The sequence below is a fragment of the Acidobacteriota bacterium genome, assembly GCA_028875725.1.
Lineage (GTDB): Bacteria > Acidobacteriota > Thermoanaerobaculia > Multivoradales > Multivoraceae > Multivorans.
This window is the reverse complement of sequence record JAPPCR010000006.1, coordinates 1,568,670-1,587,721: the sequence shown is the minus strand read 5'-3', so window position 1 is coordinate 1,587,721 and position 19,052 is coordinate 1,568,670. Positions and strand designations below refer to the sequence as shown.

The following is a 19,052-nucleotide window of genomic DNA, read 5'->3' as shown; positions in this document are numbered from 1 at the left end:
GCTCCGACCGACGTTGCGGTCGCTCTTCTTCGCCCTCCCGTGCGCATCGTTCCGGGGACTCCTTCTACCAGTGAGCCCCATGCTACATTCCCGTCGCCATGAACGTCCTCGAAGGTCTTCCGGAGCCCCGCCGCGGCAAGGTGCGGGACATCTACGATCTCGGCGACCGGCTGCTGCTGGTGGCGAGCGACCGCGTGTCCGCCTACGACTTCGTCCTCTCTCCGGAGATTCCGGACAAGGGCAAGGTGCTGAACCAGTTGACGAACTTCTGGTTCGACCGGCTCGGCGACGTCATCCCCAATCACCTGGTCGAGACCGACGTTCGCCGCTTCCCCGCCGACGTGCAGGCGCACGCCGACTACCTCAACGGCCGGTCGGTGCTCGTGAGAAAAGCGGAGGTCGTGCCTTACGAGTGCGTGGCCAGGGGCTACCTCGCCGGCAGCGCGTTCCGGGAGTATCAGGAGACTGGGCGCGCCTGCGGCCACGATCTGCCGGCCGGAATGACCCGGGCCGAGCAACTGGACGACGCGATCTTCACGCCGGCGACGAAGGCCGAGGAGGGCCACGACGAGAACATCGACTACGACACCCTGGTTGAAGGCGTCGGCGCCGACATGGCGGCGACCCTCCGGCGGGTGACGCTCGAGCTCTACAACCGGGGCCGGGAACTCGCGGCCGGCCGCGGCCTCATCCTCGCCGACACGAAGTTCGAGTTCGGCATGGTCGATGGGCGTCTGATCCTGATCGACGAAGTGCTGACTCCGGATTCGTCGCGCTACTGGGACGCGGCGCAGTGGCGCCCCGGTACCGAGCCCGTCTCCTTCGACAAGCAACCGGTCCGCGACTGGGTCGCAGGGACCGGCTGGGACAAGGCCTCTCCGCCGCCGGAACTGACCCCCGAGGTCGTCAACGAGACCAGGGAGCGCTATCTCGACGCGTTCCGCCGGGTCACCGGCCGCGATCCGGTTCTCTAGCGCGGTCGCGGCGGTCGATCACGCGGCGTGGCAGACGGCGGCTCAGACCGCACCACACCTCGTAGGCCGCGATGCCGGCGCGGCCAGCCAGTTCGCCAACCCCGATCCGCTGCTGCCCCTGTCCTCCGAGCAGGACGCACTCGTCGCCGATCGCGGCGCCTGGAACCCGGGTGACGTCGACGGTCAGCGAATCCATGCTGATCTGACCGACGATCGGGCAACGATCACCCCTGACCAGAACCTCGCCGCTGCCGAAGCCCGAGCTGAAACCGTCTCCATAGCCGATCCGGATCAGGGCGATCCTGGCCGAATCGGGCGCCTGCCAGGTGCGCCCGTAGCCTACGCCGGCGCCGGCCGGTACTGGCCGCACGTCGACGATCGGGGCCTTGACGCTCATGACCGGCCGCAAGCCGGGCGTTTCCGAGCCATCGACCAGGGTCGCCAGGTCGAGCCCGTAGAGGGCTCCGCCCACCCGCACCGCGGTCCAGCGGGCGGAGGCGCGTCCAAGCGCCGCGGACGAGTTCGCGAGGTGTACAGGAACCGAACGGCGCTCACCCGAGTCGAGAAGCTCGAAGGCGTCGGCGAAGCGCCGCTCCTGTTCTCCGGTAAAGGAACTTTCGGCCAGCTCGGACTCAGCCAGGTGAGACATCAAGCCCGCAAGCCGGAACTCCGGCGCCGTACGCAGGTCGTCGAGCGCGGCCGGCCAGTCGCTCAGTTTCAGGCCGGCACGGCTCATGCCGGTGTCCACTTCGACGACGACCTCCAGCGCCTCTCCTGCGCCAGCCCCGCGACGGCCCAACCAGACACTCCATGCTGCGAGTTGCCCGAGGCGCGTGAGCACCGGCGTCGCACCCCGGCGAACGACGCGGGCCAGGTCCTCGGACGACTCCGGGCCGCCGAGCAGCAGGATGCGCCCGCCATACCCGGCGTCGCGGAGCTCCTCGACTTCTGCGGCGACCGCCACCGCCAGGCCGTCGATGCCGAGCCGCTCGAGTTCCAGAGCCACGTCCGGCGCGCCGTGGCCGTAGGCGTCCGCCTTGACGACTCCGTAGACCGCCGCCCGACCGACCGACCGCCGCACCGCGCGAAGGTTGACCGCCAGGGCGCCGAGATCGATCTCGACCCGCGCGCCTGGGCTGCTATTCAGTTCGGCCCCTCCGGCGGCGCGTGATGGCCGTCGTAGTTACGGAACGTCGTCGTGTCGCCGAGAAAGACGAGGCGCACGGAACCCGTCTCACCGTTCCGGTGCTTTGCGATGATCAGGTCGGCCAGCCCTTCGACGTCAGGATCCTCGGGCTCGTAGACCTCTTCGCGATAGACGAACATGACGATGTCGGCGTCCTGCTCGATGTTCCCCGATTCCCGGAGATCGGCGAGTTGCGGCCGATGGTCCTTGCCTCTTCGCTCCGGTAGCCGCGAGAGCTGCGACAGGGCAACGACCGGCACCTCCAGTTCCTTGGCCAACTGCTTCAGGCCTCGCGTGATGGCGCCAATCTCCAGGTTGCGGTTCTCGTACCGGCCGCCCGCGTTCATCAATTGGAGATAGTCGACGACCAGCAGAGAGAGACCGCTCTGTACCTTCAGACGGCGCGCCTTGGATGCGACCTCGAGCAAGGACGGGTTCGCCGAGTCGTCGATGAACAGCGGCGAGTTACGACTGTTGGAGACCGCCTGGTGGAGGCGGCTCCAGTCCCGCGGGGACAACTGGCCGCCGCGTAGCCGATGAAACGGGATGTCGGTTGTCGAACACAAGACCCGCATGGCGATCTCCCGCTCGTTCATCTCCAGCGAGAAGAAACCCGCGGCCCGACCCTCTTGATGGGCGACGTGAGCGGCGATGTTCAGCGCCAGACTCGTCTTGCCCATTCCCGGCCGCCCGGCAACAATGACCAGGTTTCCGGGCTGCAGGCCGTGGGTCATCCGGTCGAGGTCGACGAATCCGGTGCGCAGGCCCGGGAAGTCGTTCGCCGCGCTCTGTTCGAGGTGCTCGATCGTCTCCCGGTAGATCTGGTCGAGCGGCACGAAGGTCCTCGATACGGCCTCCTCGCTCAGGTCCATGACCTCCCGTTCCGCCTCGGCCAGGGCCTGCTGGGCTTCCAGGCCGCCGTCCAGCGCCGTCCTGTAGATCTTCGTGCAGGCGTCGATCAGACGCCGCCGTAGAGCTCTCTCCTTGATGATCTCGACGTAGGTGTCCACCCGGCCCAGGTCGGGAAGGTCGACTTCGAGCGTGGCCAGATAGGCCACGCCGCCGGCCGATTCGAACTCGCCGCGTTGCTCCAGTCGGGCCTGGAGCGTGCGCAGGTCGATGGGACTCTCCGCTTCCTGAAGCGCCAGCATCGCTTCGTACAGCAGTCGGTGGCGCTCGAAGTAGTAGTCCTCGGGCTTCAGTCGGCTGGACGTAGCGGCCAGGTGCCGCTCCGCGTCGAGCAGGATCGCGGCCAGCACCGCACGCTCTGACTCCTCGCTGTGCGGCAGACTGTGGGTGGTTTCGACCGGCGCGCGCACGTTTCCTCCAGGCTCCTAGCCTAGGGGCTTGCGCCGTAGAACGCTACGGGTGAGCTTGCGGCGCAAGCCCCTAGGCGAGGACGGGATGGGCCGAAACACTGAGCTTGTGAGGGGTTTCGGGGCGCTAGCGCCGCCACAAGCTCCAGAAGCCCCGCTGGCGAGCCTGCGGATTTCGTGCCCCGTGCCAAGATGAAGCGACGAGCCCATGGACCAACGTGCCTCTCCGTTCGCGTCGCTCGCTTGGCCGGCGCTGGCCTGTCTGGGTGTGTTGATCAGCGCCGCCGCGGCCGGCCAGGAGCCGGAGGGCGATCCGCCGGCCGGTTCAAAAGCCGCCGCCGCAGAGACCACCGCGGAGGAGGCCGATCCCTGCGCTTCCGAGTACCTGGAGGGACGATCGTGGATCGACTGGCTGAACCTCGGCCTCCACCGTACCGCCTGTGAGACAGCCCTGTGGTTCGACCACCTGTTTGGCGACTACCGTCTGGACGAGAAGCTGGAAGCGACCTACGGGCGCGCCTTCGTTGGAGTGGTCTGGGACGAGGACTACGGGTTCGAGGACGACCTGAGCTTTCGCGCCCGTCTCCACTTCCCGAACATGGAACGCCGTCTCAACGCCTTCATCGGTCGCGACGACCGGGAGGACGTCCTGGAGGACGCCCAGCGCCGCGGGGCGACCTCCCTGCCGCGAATGTTCGACCCCGAAGACGACGAGTGGCTGGTGGGACTCGGCTACCGGCCGATCTCGAGCCGCAACAGCGACCTCGACTTCGACCTTGGCATGAACTTCAACTTCCCCGTCGAGCCCTGGATCCGGGCTCGCTACAAGCACCGTTCCTTTCTCTCGGAGGCGGATCTGGTCCGATTCCGGTACACCCTGTTCTGGGAGCGGGACGACGGCTGGGGGCTGGCAACCCGGATCGACTACGAGCACGCCTTTCCGGCCGGTTCCATGCTGCGATGGCGCGGCGCCGGCAAGGTCTCTGACATCACGAGAGGGGCCGACTGGTTCACCGAGTTGAGCTACTACCACCGGTTGGGCCGCCGCCGCGCTCTCGCGCACCAGATCGGCGCCAATGGCGAGACCGGCGCACCGGTTGTCGTCGAGAACTACTTCGTGCGGTTCATCTTTCGGCAGCAGATCCTCCGGGAGTGGTTCTTCCTCGAGGTCGGTCCCGGCCTGGCCTGGCGTCGCGAGGAACCGGGTCAGCCCAGGGACTCCGTACCGATCCTGCGTTTCGGAGTCGAAATGCTGTTCGGAGACTACCGGGGCCAGGGCACCGCCGCGCCGGTTCCGGGGGGATAGCGCCCCAGAACCCCTCGCAACTCGGGGTTTCGGCCCATCCCATCCTGGCCCAGGAGCCTGCGCCGCGCACTCACGCGTAGCGTTTCACGGCGCAAGCTCCTAGACTCGCCCCCACGGCAACGAGGAGAGGAAGCGAGGCGCGAGATGAGCGATGGCGGTCAGGGCAACGGCGAAGTGACGGTGACGATCGGTGACGACCTGGTCGCCGAGATCGAGATCCACCGGCCACCCAACAACTTCTTCGATCTCGACCTGATCGGCGAACTGGCGACGGTGATCGGGGAACTGGACGAACGGGACGACTGCCGCGCGGCCGTGCTCTGCTCGGAGGGCAAGCACTTCTGCGCGGGCGCGAATCTGAACGCGCGGCGGGACGCGACCGGCGACGGTGGCGAGCGCCATCTCTACGACGAGGCCGTTCGCCTGTTCGACACGAAGACCCCGATCGTTGCGGCCGTCCAGGGTGCGGCCGTCGGCGGCGGCCTGGGACTGGCATTGATGCCCGACTTCCGGGTCGCCTGCCCCGAGGCGCGCTTCTCGGCCAACTTTGCTCGGCTGGGCTTCGTACAGGGTTTCGGGCTGACCGTGACGCTGCCGCGCCTCGTCGGCCGCCAGCGGGCGATGGAGCTGTTCTACACCGGCCGCCGGGTCAAGGGCGAGGAAGCGCTGCGGATCGGTCTCTGCGACGATCTCGTGCCTTTGGGCCAGATACGTGCGCGTGCGAGGGAGCTTGCCGGGGAGATCGCTGTCTCGGCGCCGCTCGCGGTGCGCTCGATCCGGGAGATGATGCGCGGACGGCTGGCGGCGGAAATCCGCGCCGCCACGGACCACGAAAAGGCGGAGCAGAACCGGCTGCGGCAGACCGCGGACTTCGCGGAAGGGGTGCGAGCCATGACCGAACGGCGCCCGCCGCGATTCGTCGGCGCCTGACCGAGTAGTCAGGCACCGGCTGCCGAGGCGAGGACGAACGTCAGCCAGGCGCTCAGCCAGGCCAAGCCGTTCATGTACGTGAACGTGAAGACCGGCCATCGCCAACCCCCGGTCTCCCGTCGGATCACGGCCAGCGTCGACATGCACTGCATCGCGAGGGCGAAGTAGACCAGCAGAGCAAGCGCCGAAGCCCGCGACAGAAGCGGCGGCGCGCTGCCTTCCCCGCTGCCGGCCAGCAGAACGCCGAGACCCTCTCCGTCCTCGCCCTCGTGGGCGTAGATCTGCGCCAGGGTGGCGACCATCACCTCGCGGGCCGCCTGCGAGGCGACCAGGCCGACGTTGATCCGCCAGTCGAAGTCCATGGGCGCGAACACGGGTTCCAGCAGCCGCCCGGCGGAAGCCGCGTAGCTACCCTCCAGGACCGCCCGCTGGTTCTCGGCCACGGACAGTTGAGGGTCCGCCGAACGCCGCGGCAGGTTGAGCAGGAACCAGAGGACGACGCTGGCAGCGAGGATGATCGTGCCGGCTCGGCGCAGGAAGAGCTTCGCCCGGTCCCAGACGCCGAGAGCGATGTCGCTGGGCCGGGGCAACCGGTACGGCGGCAGCTCGAGGTAGAACGGCAACGTGGCGCCGCGCAGCAGGCCGCGCTTGAACACGGCCGCCGAAAGCAATGCCGCCGCCGTGCCCAGGAAGTAGAGGCCCGTCAGCGCGAGGCCCTGCCAGGTGAAGGGGCCCAACACCGGGTCGGCGGGGATGAACGCCGCGATCAGCAGGATGTAGACGGGCAGCCGGGCCGAGCAGGTCGCGAACGGAGCAACCAGGATCGTCGTCAGCCGATCGCGCGGCGACGGGATCGTTCGCGTTGCCATGATGCCGGGCACGGCACAGGCATAGGAGGACAGGAGGGCGATGAAGCAGCGGCCCTCCAGGCCGACCCAACCCATCACGCGGTCGACGACGAAAGCGGCCCGGGCCATGTAGCCGCAAGCCTCCAGGAACAGGATGACCGCGAAGAGGAGCACGATCTGCGGCAGGAAGACGATCACCGCGCCGACGCCGCGGATCACGCCGTCGGCGAGCAGGCGGGTGAGCGCCGTGTCCGGCAGCGTCGCCAGGACCTGGTCGGCAAGCCCGTCCATCAGTCCGGACAGGAAGTCCATGGCGGGAGTGGCCCAGGTGAAGATCGCCTGGAAGAAGAACGCCACGAAGGCCAGAAAAACCGCGGAACCGATGGCCGGGTGAAGCAGGAAGCGGTCCAGGCGCCGGGTCCAGCGATTCGGTTCCGGCGCGTCCCGGCGGCAGGCGCCCAGGACCGTGCGGGCCCAGGCGAATCGGTCCTCGGGAGTCTTCGCCTCCGCGCCTTGCGACAGGCCGGGGCTCTGGGTCCAGTCCCAGGGCGCGCTGACCAATGCCCCCAGATCGTCGATACCGAGGCCGCGGTTGCCGACCACTCCAACCACCGGCACGCCGAGTTCCTGCTGGAGTTCCTCCGTGTCGATCTGGCCGTGTCGCGCCTTCAATTCGTCGATCATCGTCAGGGCGACACAGACCGGCAGGCCGAGGCCGGCTGCTTCGGCCAGCAGCGGCAGCCCCCGTTCGATCGTCGTTGCGTCGACGACCACCACGACGCCGTCCGGAACCGGCTCGCCGAAACCACCCTCGAGCACCCGGACAGCGACCGTTTCGTCATCCGATTGCGGCTCGAGGCTGTAGACGCCCGGCAGATCGATCAGCCGAACGTCGTCGGCTCCGAACCTTCGCTGGAGATCGCCCTCGCGACGATCGACCGTGACACCCGGGTAGTTCCCCGCCTTGGCCCGGTGCCCGGTGAGGGCGTTGAACAGGGTCGTCTTCCCCGAGTTCGGCGCCCCCAGGATCGCGATACGTCCCGGCCGCTTCGGGGGCGCGGTCGGTCGCAACCGGACCAGCGTCGTCATGCGCCGGCCCGATGGACCCGGATCCGCCGCGCCTCGCTGCGGCGGAGGCTCATGAGCGCACCGCGGAGCTCGTACATCGCGGGATCGCCGAGCGGCGCCCGGCGAATGAACCGAACCGGCGCTCCGGCGCAGAAGCCGATCTCCCGGAGGCGTCTGCTGTCGGCGTCGGTGCCGGTTACCTCAGCGATCTCAAGCAACCGCCCGTCGCTGGAGTCGGCCACGTCGGCCAAGGTTCGGTCCATTTCGGACCGGGAGCGTACCAGTTGCCGGCCGAGCTTGCCGCCGTGGCCGGGGAACGGTGGTGCCGGAGGCGGGATTCGAACCCGCACGCCCACTGATGGGCGGAGGATTTTAAGTCCCCTGCGTCTGCCGTTCCGCCACTCCGGCCCCTTCCGGTGCGAGTTGAACTCGCGCTGCGAGTCGAAAGTCTGGAGGCGACGGCCGGATTCGAACCGGCGAATAAGGGTTTTGCAGACCCTCGCCTTACCACTTGGCCACGTCGCCTCGGGGGACCTCGCTACCGGTCTCAGACCGAGCGGATCGCATGGAGCGGGAAACGGGATTCGAACCCGCGACCCCAACCTTGGCAAGGTTGTGCTCTACCACTGAGCTATTCCCGCGCCCGAGCGAACCCGGCCGTGCGACCGACAGGCCCTGATGCGCGAGAATACGGTTCCCCTCTGGACAGTGTCAACTCGCCGCGCGGGTCACAGCCAGCTTCGGCGCCCGGCGTCGTCTACCGTGAATGCGTCGGGATAGTGCGTGAAGGTCCAGTCGCCTTCGGCGTCCGACCAGGTCGCCGTCACGACGTCGAAGCGGCAGGGGCCCCGCCGGAGAGCTGACCGCTCCGGTTGGCACAGGAAAGCCTCCGCGGCTCGAACCAGACGCCCGCGCTTGCGGCGGTCCACGGCAGCGGCGGCGCCGCCGAATCGCGGGTCGAAGCGGGCCTTGACCTCCACGAAACAGAGCGTGTCGCCGTCCATCGCGATCAGGTCGAGTTCGCCGACCGGCGAGCGAAAGTTCCGTTCCAGAATCCGGTGGCCTCGTGCCTCGAGCAAGTCGGCCGCGGCCCGCTCAGCCTCCGCGCCGCTCAGGCGCGGCGGCGATCCCCTGGCAGGACACACGGCGCCCGGTCCGCTCAGGTTCGCTTCCAGCGGCTGCCGTCCCGTGCGTCCTCCACGACCACTCCGGCCTCGCTCAGCTGGTCGCGAATCCGGTCTGCCGCGGCGAAGTCGCGGCTCGCCCGCGCCTCGCTCCTGGCCGCGACCAGGGCCTCGATCTCGGCGTCGCTCAGCTCGCCTCCGGTTGCCGTGGACTCCGCCCAGGCCGCGGCGTCGAGTACGGCCAGTACCTCATCGGCCCGGTCGAGGCAGGCCTCGACCCGGATCCTGCCACCGGGCGGCAGGCCGTGGTCGATGAGCCCGTTCACTTCGTGCACGAACGTGAAGACCGCGCCCAGCGCGGCGGCTGTGTTCAGGTCGTCGGCCAGAGCCGTCGCGAAGGCGGTCTCAAAGTCGCCGGCGGCCCGTTCCAGCGGTGCCGGATCGCTCTCCTTCTCCACCCCGTGGGCGAGTCTGAAGCGCATGTCGTCGACGCGCTTCAGTGCGCGGTCGGCCTCAGCCAGCTTGTCGAACGTGAAGTCCAGTTGCTGGCGGTAGTGCACCGACACCAGCAGATAGCGGATCGAGCGGGCGGAAAGGCCGCGGTCGAGAAGGTCGCCCAGGGTGTAGCAGTTGCCGAGGGACTTGGACATCTTCTCGCCGTCCACCGTCAGGTGCTCCGAGTGAAGCCAGTAGCGCGCCTGCGGACAGCAGTTGGCCGACTCGCTCTGGGCGATCTCGTTCTCGTGGTGGGGAAAGAGGTTGTCCACGCCGCCGCAGTGGATGTCGAAGGTCTTGCCCAGGTACTTCTGACTCATCGCCGAGCATTCGATGTGCCATCCCGGCCGTCCCGGTCCCCAGGGTGACGGCCACTTGGGTTCGCCCTTCTTCGCCCCCTTCCAGAGGACGAAATCGCGCGCATCTTCCTTGTCGTACTCGTCGCTCTGCACGCGCTGGCCGCGCCGAACCTGATCGAGGTCGATTCCCGACAGCTTTCCGTAGTCCTCGTCGGCGGCGATCCGGAAGAAGACCGAGTCGTCGGCGCGATAGGCGTAGCCGGTCGCCTGCAGACGCTCGATCATGGCGACCATTTCGGCGACGTGCTCGGTCGCCCGGGGGTAGTGCTCCACCCGTTCAATGCGAAGAGTGGCCAGGTCCTCGAAGAACGACCCGACATGGGGCGCAGTGAAGGTACCGATGTCGACTTTCGCCTTGAGCGCGGCGGCGATGATCTTGTCCTCGACGTCGGTGAGGTTCATCGCCTGCGTGACCCGGTAGCCGTGGAACTGAAGCGTGCGGCGAAGGACGTCCTCGAACATGAACGTGCGCAGGTTGCCGATGTGCACACGGTCGTAGACCGTGGGACCGCAGGTGTAGAGGCGGATGTGACCGGGCTCGAGCGGCTCGAGCTCCTGCAGGCGCCGTCCGAGGGAGTTGAAGAGTTTCACTTTTGGCTCCGTCGGCTACCGGAGGCAACCGGGCGTGAGGGAGCGACAGTAGCAATGGGCATCGACCCGGGTCCAGCCGTCGAAATGACCAGCCCGGGGTCGCTCTCAGAGGTCGATCGCGACCGTTCCTCCGTGCCAGTTCAGGGCCAGCGGGTCGCCGAAACTGTCAAGAGCCTCCTCGCCGTTGAAGTCGAAGCGGCCGGTGCCGTTGGCGATGGCGGCGAAGCGGGCGACGACGACGGCGCCTCCGCCCGACAGGCCGGCTACCGGTCCCAGGTGGGTGGCGCCGACGAGGAGCCGGCCCGCTGTCGCCTCCGTCACCTCCACGTTCGGGAAGACGCCACGTCCGGGACTCTCGTAGCGCAGCAGATCCGCCGGAAACTGAAGTTCGAAGCTCAGGCCGTAGAGATCGTCGACGCCGACGGCGTAGACCTCGATCTCGAGCGCCGACCCGCTCGCGCCGCCACGGAGAGCGATCGCGGCGCCGTTGGGCGACACAGGCAAGAAGCTGACCCCGCCGGTCGTGACCGGGCTCACCGGAGCGGTCGGACTTCTTCCCCCACTCTCGCAGGCGAGCAGGAACACCGTGGCGAGGATCGTCGCTGCCATCGGAACGCGCACCGATCCGGCGGACGCGGAGGTCTCAGTTGCCGCCGGCGACGGCCGGTTCGGGCGACCGCAGACGGCGGAGGAAGCTCCGGGCGCGCTGTCGGCGCAATCCGCGGAGACGGTCGACGAACAGGATGCCGTCAAGGTGGTCCAGCTCGTGTTGGATCGCCCTCGCTTCGAGCTCGTCCGCGTCGATCTCGTACGCCCTCCCCTCCAGATCTCGGGCGGCGACCCGGACGGAAGCGGGCCGTGTGACCTGCTCCGTGAAGTCGGGAATCGACAGACAGCCCTCGGTTTCCGCCTCGACGCCTAAGGTATCGAGGATCTCCGGGTTCACGAGCACCCGGACCGCTGCCGGATCCGCGCCCGCCGTGGCATCCACCACCGCGACGCGCAACTCCACGCCGACCTGCGGCGCCGCGAGGCCGACTCCGGGGGCATCGTGCATCGTCTGGATCATGTCCTCGACCAGCCGTCTCAGATCCGGACCGAAGTCGACCACAGGCGCGCACCGTGCCCGCAGCACCGGATCCGGGTATTGACGAATGGGAAGGACGGTCATGCGCTACCTGGCCGAAGCGGGGGCTGGCGGGATCATACGGGAGAAGGTGCCAACCACGCCCCGGTCGTCCCCTGGAGGTGACAGGCGTGTCCCACTCGAAGCGCTCTGCTCCTTGTGGAAAGTGCGATGTCGCCTGCGGGCTCACCCCACCCCCTGGCACGCAGATTGCTCGAAGCGAGGAGTGGTAACTTTCCTTCGCTCCGATTCCTCAGGGGGACCGAGAGATGAGACACCCGCTTCCGATCAGCGTCCTCGCGCTTCCGATGATCCTTGCCGCATCCGCTGCCTGGGCAGCAAACACTCCTGGCCAGGAACAGGCGGAGGGACTCGCCGGCGTCTACAGTTTTGTCGGCGCGCTGGAGGGAGACGCGACCCTGTTCGCGGCCCGTTCCGGCGCTCAGAGCGAACTTGAACTCCACTTGCCGATTCTGCGAGGCGACCGGATCTGGACGACGCCGAGCGCGCGACTCGCCGTCCTCATGTCGGACCGTTCGATCCTGGCCCTGGACCACGACTCGGAGATCACCCTCGAGCGCATTGCCGGATCGCCGGACGGCGAGGACCAGGACTCGCTCTACGTTCTCCACCGGGGCCGGCTGAGTCTGGACGTCGCAGATCACCTTCTTGAACCGGCGTTGCCGGTGGTGGACACCGCCAACGCCAGGGTCTACGTCAAGCAGGACGGTCGCTACCAGGTTCACAGCGACGGAAGCCGCTGGACCGAGGTGACGGTTCTTGCCGGATTCACGGAGGTCGTGACGCAGCGGGGGTCGGTCATCGTTCGTAGCGGCGAGACGCTCGTGGCCAACGGTCTCGACAACCCCTGGATCGAGCTCCAGAACGGTGCAGGCGTGGCGGCGGCCGCGCTGGCTGACTGGACGGAAGGCCATCGGGCCAGTCTCGTGGCCTATGCCGCGGTCGATGTCGGCGGCTACCGCGACACGCTGGGCGCGCATGGCGAGTGGGTCGAGGTCGACGATAGGCGGGCCTGGAAGCCGCGGGTCGAGCAGAACTGGCAGCCCTACAGCCGGGGCCGGTGGACGGATACTCCCGCCGGGCTCTACTGGGTGGCTCGGGATCCCTGGGGTCCGCTCACCTATCACTACGGCAGCTGGAACATGCATCCGGCCTGGGGATGGATCTGGTTCCCAGGTCTGCGGTACGCCCCCAGCCATGTTTACTGGTACTGGGGGCCGTCCTACGTCGGCTGGATTCCGCGCGGCTACTACCAGCACTACTACGGGGGGCTGGGCTATGGCCTCCGTTTCGGGCTCTACGGTTGGGCGGGCGGCTACTGGGATCCGTTCAATACATGGATCTTCTGCCCGACCGGCTACTTTGGCTACGGCCGCGGCTACACTTACGGCCGTTCTCTGCGGCGCCACCATCCCCAACTCGAGCGCGGCATCATCACGACAGACACCCGCGGCATCGACCGCCGGAACTGGCGCGATCCGGCGGCCACCCAGCGGGTCCTGATCAACCGGCGCGGCGGCCTGGACGAAAGCGAGATCCCGAACGCCGACAACTTCGTGGCGCGCGTTCCCGACCTCGACCCCTCCTTCCGTGGCGAGATCAGACGCAGCGACGGCGACCCCGCCGTCGTGTCGGTGCGTCGCGAACCGCCTTCCGGGAGCAGTTCCGGGTTGGCCCGCGTCACAGCGGGTGGGGTTCGGGCAGCTCCGGCAAGCCGGGCAGCCCGCGCCGGCGTGGTCCGGAACGGCGATGCGGAAACCGGGATCCGGCGGTCCGCCCCGGTTCTCTCGACCCGGGACGACGAACCCGGGAAGCAGGGCGTATCTGTCAGGAAAGCAGCGCCCGCGAGCCCTGGCGCCGTCCCTGCTCCGAGCCGACGGCCAACAGCCGGTCGCCGCGTACTGGACGCCATCCGGAGCCGGGACGGCAGTTCGAGCCCCACCCGAGTGCGGTCGACACGGCGGAGTGCCACACCCGAGGCAACGCCTCCCACGCGGGTGAGGTCCACACCGCGGAGTTCGACGCCCAGGGCCGCGCCTCCCACGCGGGTGCGGTCCACACCGCGAAGTTCGACGCCCAGGGCCGCGCCTCCCACGCGGGTGCGGTCCACACCGCGGAGTTCGACGCCCAGGACGGCGCCTCCCACGCGGGTGCGGTCCACACCGCGAAGTTCGACGCCCAAGGCGGCGCCTCCACCGCGGGTGCGGTCGACGCCGCGGAGTTCGACGCCCAAGGTGGCGCCTCCAACGCGGGTGCGGTCAACGCCGAGGGCCTCTACCCCCAGGTCCTCGTCGCGGCCTACGCGAGTGCGGTCCACGCCCAGGAGTTCGTCGCCGCGATCTTCTTCGCCACGATCTTCCTCGCCGCCGAGGAGCTACTCTCCTCCATCCTCAAGCCCGTCAAGCTACTCGCCGCCGTCTTCTCCGCCCTCTTCCTCACCCTCCTCGTCTTCGCCGCCCTCGGGCGGCGGCGGACGGACGCCGCCGCTCGTTCCCTGACGACGAACTGATGCCGGCGAGCCCGTGACCGGGCTCTGCCTGCTCGAGCGCGTGAGAGAGCGGCCCAGGATTCCGGAACTGCTTGCGATCAGTGCCAGGCAACTCTGCGGCGGCGTCGCGGGACTAGGAACCTGGGCCCGGTCACTCCCGGCGGGTACGGCCATCCAGTTGCGCGAGAAGGACCTGGATCAGGCCGACCTGATCCGCCTCGGCCGCAGCCTCCGAAGGGCTTTCGACGGGGTCCTGATCGTGAACGGCGACCTCGAGGCCGCCGTGGCCTGCGATGCCGATGGCGTTCACCTCCCATCCGACGCGCCGTGGCGGGAGTTGAGCGAGGGCGTTCTCCAACGGGGTCTGCTGCTGGGCGTCTCCACGCACAGCGTGGCGGAACTCGAGGCCGCGTCGGAGTCCGGAGCCCACTACGCCCTGTTCGGCCCCGTCTTCGATACTCCGGAGAAGCGGCGCTTCGGCCCGGCCCAGGGTCTGGAGCGGCTTCGGCGGGCTGTGAAGGTCGGCCTGCCGGTGCTCGCCGTCGGCGGTGTCGATGCCGGCAACGCGTCCGCGATCGCCCACGCCGGTGCGCACGGCGTGGCGGCGATCAGGGCCTTTGTCGACCAGCGGGCGGCGGTGGATCTCGAGACCGCCTGGCTCGGGGCGGCTGGTACGATGCGGCCCCGTGACGCCAGTGATCCCCAGCTGTACTGATCCCGCGCCTCGACGGCTCACGCAGGGCAGCCATGCGAGCTAGGTTTCTCGTTGTTTCCGCTCTGATTCTGGCGCTGGATCAGTGGACCAAGCTCTGGATCGAAGGCGCCCTGGAGCCGCACGAGCGAGTGGAAGTCGTGCCGGGTTTCTTCGATCTGGTGCACGTGCAGAACACCGGCATCGCTTTCGGACTGTTCCCGGCCGGGCGTGAACTCGGCGGCACACTCGTGCTGACCGCCCTCGGTTTCGCCGCGCTCGCCATCGTTTCGATCTACTTCCGGCGCACGTCCGAACGGGAGCCGCTGCTTCTCCTTTCCCTTTCCCTGGTGCTCGGCGGCGCGGTCGGCAATCTGGTCGACCGCATCCTGCTGCGAGCGGTTACCGACTTCCTGGACGTCTACGTCGGCACGCATCACTGGCCCGCTTTCAACGTTGCCGACAGCGGTGTGACGGTCGGCATCGTCCTGATGCTGGTCCACAGCTTCGTTCCGTCGTTGGGGAACCGGACCACCAAGGCCAGGGCAGGCCGAAGCGACCTGGTCGGCGCCGGCACGTCGAAGTGACCTCGATCGAGGCGCCGGCCTCGGCGGCCGGCCAGCGGGTCGACGTCTACCTCGCGCGGGTTCTCGATCAGCCCCGGAACCGGGTTCAGGGTCTTTTCCGCCGCGGTCTTGTCACGGCTGGAGGCTCGCCCCTCAAGCCGTCCTACGTGCTCCGCGGCGGCGAGGAGATCGCCTACCGCCTTCCTCCGCCCCCGTCGGAGCGGCCGCTCGCTGAGGCCGGTCCCGTCTCGGTGATTCATGAGGACGAGGACCTGCTCATCGTGGACAAGCCCGCCGGCCTGATCGTGCACCCCGGAAGCGGCGTGCCGGGAGGCACCTTGGTGAACAGGCTCCTCCACCACCGCCCCGGCATCGCCGGAGTCGGGTCCGCTGAACGGCCCGGCATCGTTCATCGCCTGGACGCGGGCACCAGCGGCGCCCTTGCCGTCGCGTGCAGCGATGGCGCCTACCGGCGGCTGAGCCGCGCCTTTGCCGAACGCGAGGTCGACAAGGTCTATCTGGCCGTGGTCTACGGTCGGCCCGAACCGCCGCAGGGTGAGATCACACTACCGATCGGCCGCGACCCGGCGGTGCGCACCCGCATGGCGGTAGTGAGTGAGTCCAGGGGCGGACGGCCAGCCGTCAGCAGATACCGGCTGTTGGCCGAGACAGCCGGCGTTTCACTGCTGGAACTGGAAATCCTGACCGGCAGAACCCACCAGATCCGGGTTCACTGCAAGGCGATCGGACACCCTCTTGTCGGCGATCCGACCTACGGCGAGGCACGCTGGAGAAGCCTCGAGCCATCCATGCGCCGGCCGGTTCGCGAGTTCCCGCGACCGGCTCTCCACGCTCTGCGGCTCACGCTGCCGGGGTTCGGCGGCGTACCCTCGCGCGCCTTCACCGCTCAGGTGCCCGAAGACCTTCAGACCCTGTGCAAGGCCTGTCGCCTGGATCAGGGGTTGGCGATCGCTCGTCAGGAGTCGCCCGGGCCGCCGGCAGCCTGCGCGTAACTCCGACCTGGCGTCGCGCCGATCGCCAGCGTGCCGCTCATCTCGATCCTGCCGTTGCAGATACCCCCCTCGGCGATGGACACGAGGGGAGCGGTCAGATCGCCCTCAACGGAGCCCGACGACAGCACTTCGATCTTCTCCGATGCCCGGATATCGCCCTTCACGTGGCCCGAAACCTGGACGGACTGGGCAACCACGTCAGCCTCGATCCGCCCTCGCCGTCCGAGCACGAAACGGCCCTTGAGCTCCACGTTCCCCGCCAGAGAGCCGTCGACCAGAACCTCGGCATCGCCCGCGATGCTGCCGTCGATGTGTGAACCCGGCGCGACGTAGGTGCGCGCGGGCGCGGCCGAAGGCGACCTCACCTCCCCGGGAGGCGTCAGCGCGGCTTCCGCCGCTGTTTCCTCGAGATCCTTCTTGAAGAACGCCATCTGCTCTTTGTACCCTTCCTGTCTCTTGGACTCGTTCCGGACCAGGCTACACGCCGGCTGAGGCGTCTGGAGCGGGCAACGGGACTCGAACCCGCGACATCCAGCTTGGGAAGCTGGCACTCTGCCAACTGAGTTATGCCCGCAGGCGCTCAGACCGGGTTCAAGGTAACCCAGCCCCTGCGGACGGTCAAGCACCCCGGCCCCACCTCGGAAAAAGACGCTATGATGTGCACCGTTACGCCCCTCGTCCTCGCGCTTGATGGTCCGCAGCTCCCAGCCCCTCTACTTCTTCCCGGAGCGGGACGTGACCGTCGAGGAACTCGAAGTGATGCTCCATGGCGGGAGCCGCGAAGATCGCTGCACCGCGATCTCCTGCATGCTGCGCTATGCGCAGTGGGAAGACATCTGGGACTACGTTTCCCGGGATGATGTGCGGGAGTTGTTCGACGACCTGGACCTGCCTGAGAGCCTGCGCGCGGCGTGGGCCCGCATGCTGAAGATCGAGTCGGTCGCCACCTGAGCCGCGGGCCGGGCCGAGCGGGCGTCGGGCCTTATCGACGATCGCCCATCACCAGGCCGCCCAGACCGCCGAGTACGGAACCCTCGCCCTTGCGAGTCCCGCCGGTCTGGGGTGCCGCAGCGTAGACCCGGCTCGCCAGCCGGCTGAACGGAAGCGACTGGATCCACACCTTGCCGGGTCCAGTCAGGGAGGCGAAGAACAACCCCTCGCCGCCGAACAGCGCGGTCTTGATCCCGGGCACGGTCTGGATGTCGTAGTCGACCTGACGTTCGAAGGCGACCAGGCAGCCCGTGTCCAGCCGGAGCGTTTCGCCGGGGCCGAGATCGCGCTCGACCACCGTGCCGCCGGCGTGGACGAACGCGAGGCCGTCTCCCTCCAGCTTCTGGAGGATGAAGCCTTCGCCGCCGAACAGACCGGCCCCGAGCTTCCGCTGAAACGCGATGCCCACCGATACGCCCTTGGCGGCACAGAGGAAGGCGTCCTTCTGGCAGAGGATCGTGTTCCCATGGGCCGGAAGGTCGAGGGGAATGATGCGCCCCGGATAGGGCGAGGCGAACGCCACGTTCCGGCGGGCACCGGCGCCGTTGCCGAATACCGTCATGAACAGGGACTCCCCCGTCAGAACCCGTTTGCCGGCGGAAAGGAGCTTGTCCATGAAGCCGCCGCCGCCACGCTCCGAACCGTCGCCGAAGATCGTGTTCATCTCGATGCCGGGGTCCATGTACATGAACGATCCTGCTTCCGCGATACAGGCCTCGCCCGGATCAAGCGTGATCTCGACGAACTGCATCTCCTCGCCGACGATCACGAAGTCGATCTCGTCGGCGACGCCGCCCGGCGGCTTGGGAATCGGCGTACCGAAGGCGGCGGCGAACCGCGGCTCGCTGACCACCGGCGCCCAGTTGCCCATGCCGTCCCGGTAGACATGAGCGCTGCGCGCGACTGAGCCGGAACGGATCCTCTCCTCGATCTCCTCCGCCTTGTACGGTCCTTCCTGCTTGCCATCGACGGCGACGTACCAGATCTGATCGCTCATGCTCTGAAGTACTCCTGTTTCGGTCCCTGGGTTTCGTCGCGCCTCAGGTTTCGTCGTGTTTCAGGTTCATTGGGCGGGCGGCGGATCGTAGCCCAGGATCCGCACTTCAAAGATCCAGGGCCAGTACTTCCCGGTCAGCAGGAAGGTCCCGGTGTCCGGCCGGTAGGCGATGCCGTTGAGGACGTCCGCCTCCTCCGCCTCCTCCTCGGTCAGGAGGCCCGAAGCATCGACCATGGCGACCACCGCTCCGGACTCCGTGTCGACGGCGACGATCTCGTCGCTGCCGAACAGGTTCGCGAAGAGCAGATCATCCACCAGCTCGAGTTCGTTCAGGTCGTCAACGGGCATTCCGCTCCTGGTCACCCGCAATCGCCGCCGTACCGTAAGGGTTTCGGGATCGCGGAAGGTGAGGACAGGTGTGCCGTCGCTCATGATGAGCTCGGATCCATCGTAGGCCAGCCCCCATCCTTCCCCGTCGAACCGCATCCTGCCCAGTTCGGTGAAGTCCAGGGACCACACCAGGGCCACGCCTCGCCGCCAGGTCAACTGGATCAGTCGCTCCTTCGTGCCCGGGACGAAGGCAAGGCCCTCGCCGAACAGGTCACGGTCGAGATCGACCCGCGCCAGTTCCGAACCGTCGTCCCAGCGCCATGAGCGCAGGCTCGAGGCGCCATAGGAGCCGGTGCTCTCGTAGATCACTCCATCGCGCCACAGCAGGCCCTGTGTGTAGGCCCCGGGGTTGTGTGGACGCCGGTCCAGGATCTCGACCAGCCAGCGTTCCGGTTCCGGCTGCCGCTGGCCAGTCCCATCGTTCGTCGATGAATCGCTCGACTCGGCCGGCGTGCACGCCGGTGCGAGGAGCAGGGCCAAGCTCAACAGGCTGAGGGCCGGGAGGGTCTTGCGCATGTGCCGACGGCCACGCTAGCAGCCCGTGGCGCTGGGCCACGCTTGACGGTTCCGGCG

At 68.1% G+C, this 19,052-nt stretch carries 19 protein-coding genes and 4 tRNA genes; 8 read left to right on the top strand and 15 right to left on the bottom strand.

The window, feature by feature from the left end; translation table 11 throughout:
* The first annotated feature begins 98 nt into the window (after positions 1 to 98).
* Entirely contained in the window at positions 99 to 974 is an 876-nt protein-coding gene (locus tag OXI49_08550; GenBank protein ID MDE2690549.1) for a phosphoribosylaminoimidazolesuccinocarboxamide synthase, read from the top strand.
* Here the strand turns inward: OXI49_08550 and alr are convergent.
* Both alr and dnaB read right to left on the bottom strand, forming a co-directional pair.
* The gene (alr, locus tag OXI49_08545; GenBank protein ID MDE2690548.1) at positions 949 to 2,091 is read right to left on the bottom strand and encodes an alanine racemase; all 1,143 of its coding nucleotides are present in this window, start codon (positions 2,089 to 2,091) and stop codon (positions 949 to 951) included. The genes OXI49_08550 and alr overlap by 26 nt on opposite strands.
* A gap of 26 nt (positions 2,092 to 2,117) precedes the next feature.
* Entirely contained in the window at positions 2,118 to 3,479 is a 1,362-nt protein-coding gene (gene dnaB, locus OXI49_08540; GenBank protein MDE2690547.1) for a replicative DNA helicase, read from the bottom strand.
* Between the two features lie 205 nt (positions 3,480 to 3,684).
* Here dnaB and OXI49_08535 point away from each other — a divergent pair, with 205 nt between their 5' ends.
* On the top strand, positions 3,685 to 4,782 hold the full coding sequence (locus OXI49_08535) for a hypothetical protein (protein MDE2690546.1): 1,098 nt from the start codon (positions 3,685 to 3,687) through the stop codon (positions 4,780 to 4,782).
* A gap of 144 nt (positions 4,783 to 4,926) precedes the next feature.
* The gene (locus tag OXI49_08530; GenBank protein MDE2690545.1) at positions 4,927 to 5,712 is read left to right on the top strand and encodes an enoyl-CoA hydratase/isomerase family protein; all 786 of its coding nucleotides are present in this window, start codon (positions 4,927 to 4,929) and stop codon (positions 5,710 to 5,712) included.
* Between the two features lie 8 nt (positions 5,713 to 5,720).
* Here OXI49_08530 and OXI49_08525 read toward each other — a convergent pair whose 3' ends face one another.
* The 9 genes from OXI49_08525 to def all read right to left on the bottom strand — a co-directional run bounded on the left by OXI49_08525 (position 5,721) and on the right by def (position 11,368).
* Positions 5,721 to 7,649, bottom strand: coding sequence for a ferrous iron transporter B (locus tag OXI49_08525; GenBank protein MDE2690544.1), 1,929 nt, complete (start codon positions 7,647 to 7,649; stop codon positions 5,721 to 5,723).
* Entirely contained in the window at positions 7,646 to 7,891 is a 246-nt protein-coding gene (locus tag OXI49_08520) for a FeoA family protein (GenBank protein ID MDE2690543.1), read from the bottom strand. The genes OXI49_08525 and OXI49_08520 overlap by 4 nt, the downstream gene beginning before the upstream one ends.
* A 57-nt stretch (positions 7,892 to 7,948) precedes the next feature.
* A tRNA-Leu gene (locus OXI49_08515) sits at positions 7,949 to 8,036 on the bottom strand.
* Between the two features lie 42 nt (positions 8,037 to 8,078).
* A tRNA-Cys gene (locus OXI49_08510) sits at positions 8,079 to 8,153 on the bottom strand.
* 41 nt (positions 8,154 to 8,194) lie between these two features.
* Positions 8,195 to 8,269, bottom strand: a tRNA-Gly gene (locus OXI49_08505).
* A gap of 87 nt (positions 8,270 to 8,356) precedes the next feature.
* Positions 8,357 to 8,773 (bottom strand): YraN family protein, encoded by a 417-nt coding sequence (locus OXI49_08500; GenBank protein ID MDE2690542.1) that lies wholly within the window; start codon positions 8,771 to 8,773, stop codon positions 8,357 to 8,359.
* A gap of 14 nt (positions 8,774 to 8,787) precedes the next feature.
* Entirely contained in the window at positions 8,788 to 10,197 is a 1,410-nt protein-coding gene (gene cysS, locus OXI49_08495; GenBank protein MDE2690541.1) for a cysteine--tRNA ligase, read from the bottom strand.
* Positions 10,198 to 10,302: 105 nt separating this feature from the next.
* Positions 10,303 to 10,806 carry a cohesin domain-containing protein gene (locus OXI49_08490; protein ID MDE2690540.1) on the bottom strand — a complete coding sequence of 168 codons (504 nt, stop codon included), beginning with the start codon at positions 10,804 to 10,806 and terminating at the stop codon, positions 10,303 to 10,305.
* 34 nt (positions 10,807 to 10,840) lie between these two features.
* Complete coding sequence (gene def, locus OXI49_08485) at positions 10,841 to 11,368, bottom strand: peptide deformylase (GenBank protein ID MDE2690539.1); 528 nt, start codon at positions 11,366 to 11,368, stop codon at positions 10,841 to 10,843.
* A 224-nt stretch (positions 11,369 to 11,592) separates the two neighbouring features.
* Here def and OXI49_08480 point away from each other — a divergent pair, with 224 nt between their 5' ends.
* Genes OXI49_08480 through OXI49_08465 form a run of 4 tightly spaced genes read left to right on the top strand, consistent with a single transcriptional unit; the run spans position 11,593 to position 16,102 of the window.
* On the top strand, positions 11,593 to 13,842 hold the full coding sequence (locus OXI49_08480; GenBank protein ID MDE2690538.1) for a FecR domain-containing protein: 2,250 nt from the start codon (positions 11,593 to 11,595) through the stop codon (positions 13,840 to 13,842).
* A gap of 24 nt (positions 13,843 to 13,866) precedes the next feature.
* Positions 13,867 to 14,547 carry a thiamine phosphate synthase gene (locus OXI49_08475; GenBank protein MDE2690537.1) on the top strand — a complete coding sequence of 227 codons (681 nt, stop codon included), beginning with the start codon at positions 13,867 to 13,869 and terminating at the stop codon, positions 14,545 to 14,547.
* 32 nt (positions 14,548 to 14,579) lie between these two features.
* Positions 14,580 to 15,110 carry a signal peptidase II gene (lspA, locus tag OXI49_08470; GenBank protein MDE2690536.1) on the top strand — a complete coding sequence of 177 codons (531 nt, stop codon included), beginning with the start codon at positions 14,580 to 14,582 and terminating at the stop codon, positions 15,108 to 15,110.
* The gene (locus tag OXI49_08465) at positions 15,107 to 16,102 is read left to right on the top strand and encodes an RluA family pseudouridine synthase (GenBank protein ID MDE2690535.1); all 996 of its coding nucleotides are present in this window, start codon (positions 15,107 to 15,109) and stop codon (positions 16,100 to 16,102) included. Before lspA ends, OXI49_08465 begins: the two co-directional genes overlap by 4 nt.
* Here the strand turns inward: OXI49_08465 and OXI49_08460 are convergent.
* Complete coding sequence (locus OXI49_08460; GenBank protein ID MDE2690534.1) at positions 16,066 to 16,533, bottom strand: polymer-forming cytoskeletal protein; 468 nt, start codon at positions 16,531 to 16,533, stop codon at positions 16,066 to 16,068. The two genes, OXI49_08465 and OXI49_08460, sit on opposite strands and share 37 nt — an antisense overlap.
* Before the next feature lie 67 nt (positions 16,534 to 16,600).
* Positions 16,601 to 16,676: transfer RNA gene (locus OXI49_08455), tRNA-Gly, on the bottom strand.
* Between the two features lie 116 nt (positions 16,677 to 16,792).
* On the opposite strand from OXI49_08455, the gene OXI49_08450 reads away from it, so the two are divergent.
* Positions 16,793 to 17,053, top strand: a complete 261-nt coding sequence (locus OXI49_08450) for a hypothetical protein (protein ID MDE2690533.1) — start codon at positions 16,793 to 16,795, stop codon at positions 17,051 to 17,053.
* Between the two features lie 31 nt (positions 17,054 to 17,084).
* Here OXI49_08450 and OXI49_08445 read toward each other — a convergent pair whose 3' ends face one another.
* Positions 17,085 to 18,089, bottom strand: coding sequence for a TIGR00266 family protein (locus OXI49_08445; GenBank protein ID MDE2690532.1), 1,005 nt, complete (start codon positions 18,087 to 18,089; stop codon positions 17,085 to 17,087).
* Between the two features lie 66 nt (positions 18,090 to 18,155).
* The gene (locus OXI49_08440) at positions 18,156 to 18,995 is read right to left on the bottom strand and encodes a glutaminyl-peptide cyclotransferase (protein MDE2690531.1); all 840 of its coding nucleotides are present in this window, start codon (positions 18,993 to 18,995) and stop codon (positions 18,156 to 18,158) included.
* Positions 18,996 to 19,052 lie beyond the last annotated feature (57 nt).

Coding starts and splice junctions, on each gene's coding strand:
- OXI49_08550 (MDE2690549.1), top strand. CDS start 99: ATGAACGTCCTCGAAGGTCTTCCGGAGCCCCGCCGCGGCAAGGTGCGG.
- OXI49_08535 (MDE2690546.1), top strand. CDS start 3,685: ATGGACCAACGTGCCTCTCCGTTCGCGTCGCTCGCTTGGCCGGCGCTG.
- OXI49_08530 (MDE2690545.1), top strand. CDS start 4,927: ATGAGCGATGGCGGTCAGGGCAACGGCGAAGTGACGGTGACGATCGGT.
- OXI49_08525 (MDE2690544.1), bottom strand. CDS start 7,649: ATGACGACGCTGGTCCGGTTGCGACCGACCGCGCCCCCGAAGCGGCCG.
- OXI49_08520 (MDE2690543.1), bottom strand. CDS start 7,891: ATGGACCGAACCTTGGCCGACGTGGCCGACTCCAGCGACGGGCGGTTG.
- OXI49_08490 (MDE2690540.1), bottom strand. CDS start 10,806: ATGGCAGCGACGATCCTCGCCACGGTGTTCCTGCTCGCCTGCGAGAGT.
- def (MDE2690539.1), bottom strand. CDS start 11,368: ATGACCGTCCTTCCCATTCGTCAATACCCGGATCCGGTGCTGCGGGCA.
- OXI49_08480 (MDE2690538.1), top strand. CDS start 11,593: ATGAGACACCCGCTTCCGATCAGCGTCCTCGCGCTTCCGATGATCCTT.
- lspA (MDE2690536.1), top strand. CDS start 14,580: ATGCGAGCTAGGTTTCTCGTTGTTTCCGCTCTGATTCTGGCGCTGGAT.
- OXI49_08460 (MDE2690534.1), bottom strand. CDS start 16,533: ATGGCGTTCTTCAAGAAGGATCTCGAGGAAACAGCGGCGGAAGCCGCG.
- OXI49_08450 (MDE2690533.1), top strand. CDS start 16,793: ATGGTCCGCAGCTCCCAGCCCCTCTACTTCTTCCCGGAGCGGGACGTG.
- OXI49_08445 (MDE2690532.1), bottom strand. CDS start 18,089: ATGAGCGATCAGATCTGGTACGTCGCCGTCGATGGCAAGCAGGAAGGA.
- OXI49_08440 (MDE2690531.1), bottom strand. CDS start 18,995: ATGCGCAAGACCCTCCCGGCCCTCAGCCTGTTGAGCTTGGCCCTGCTC.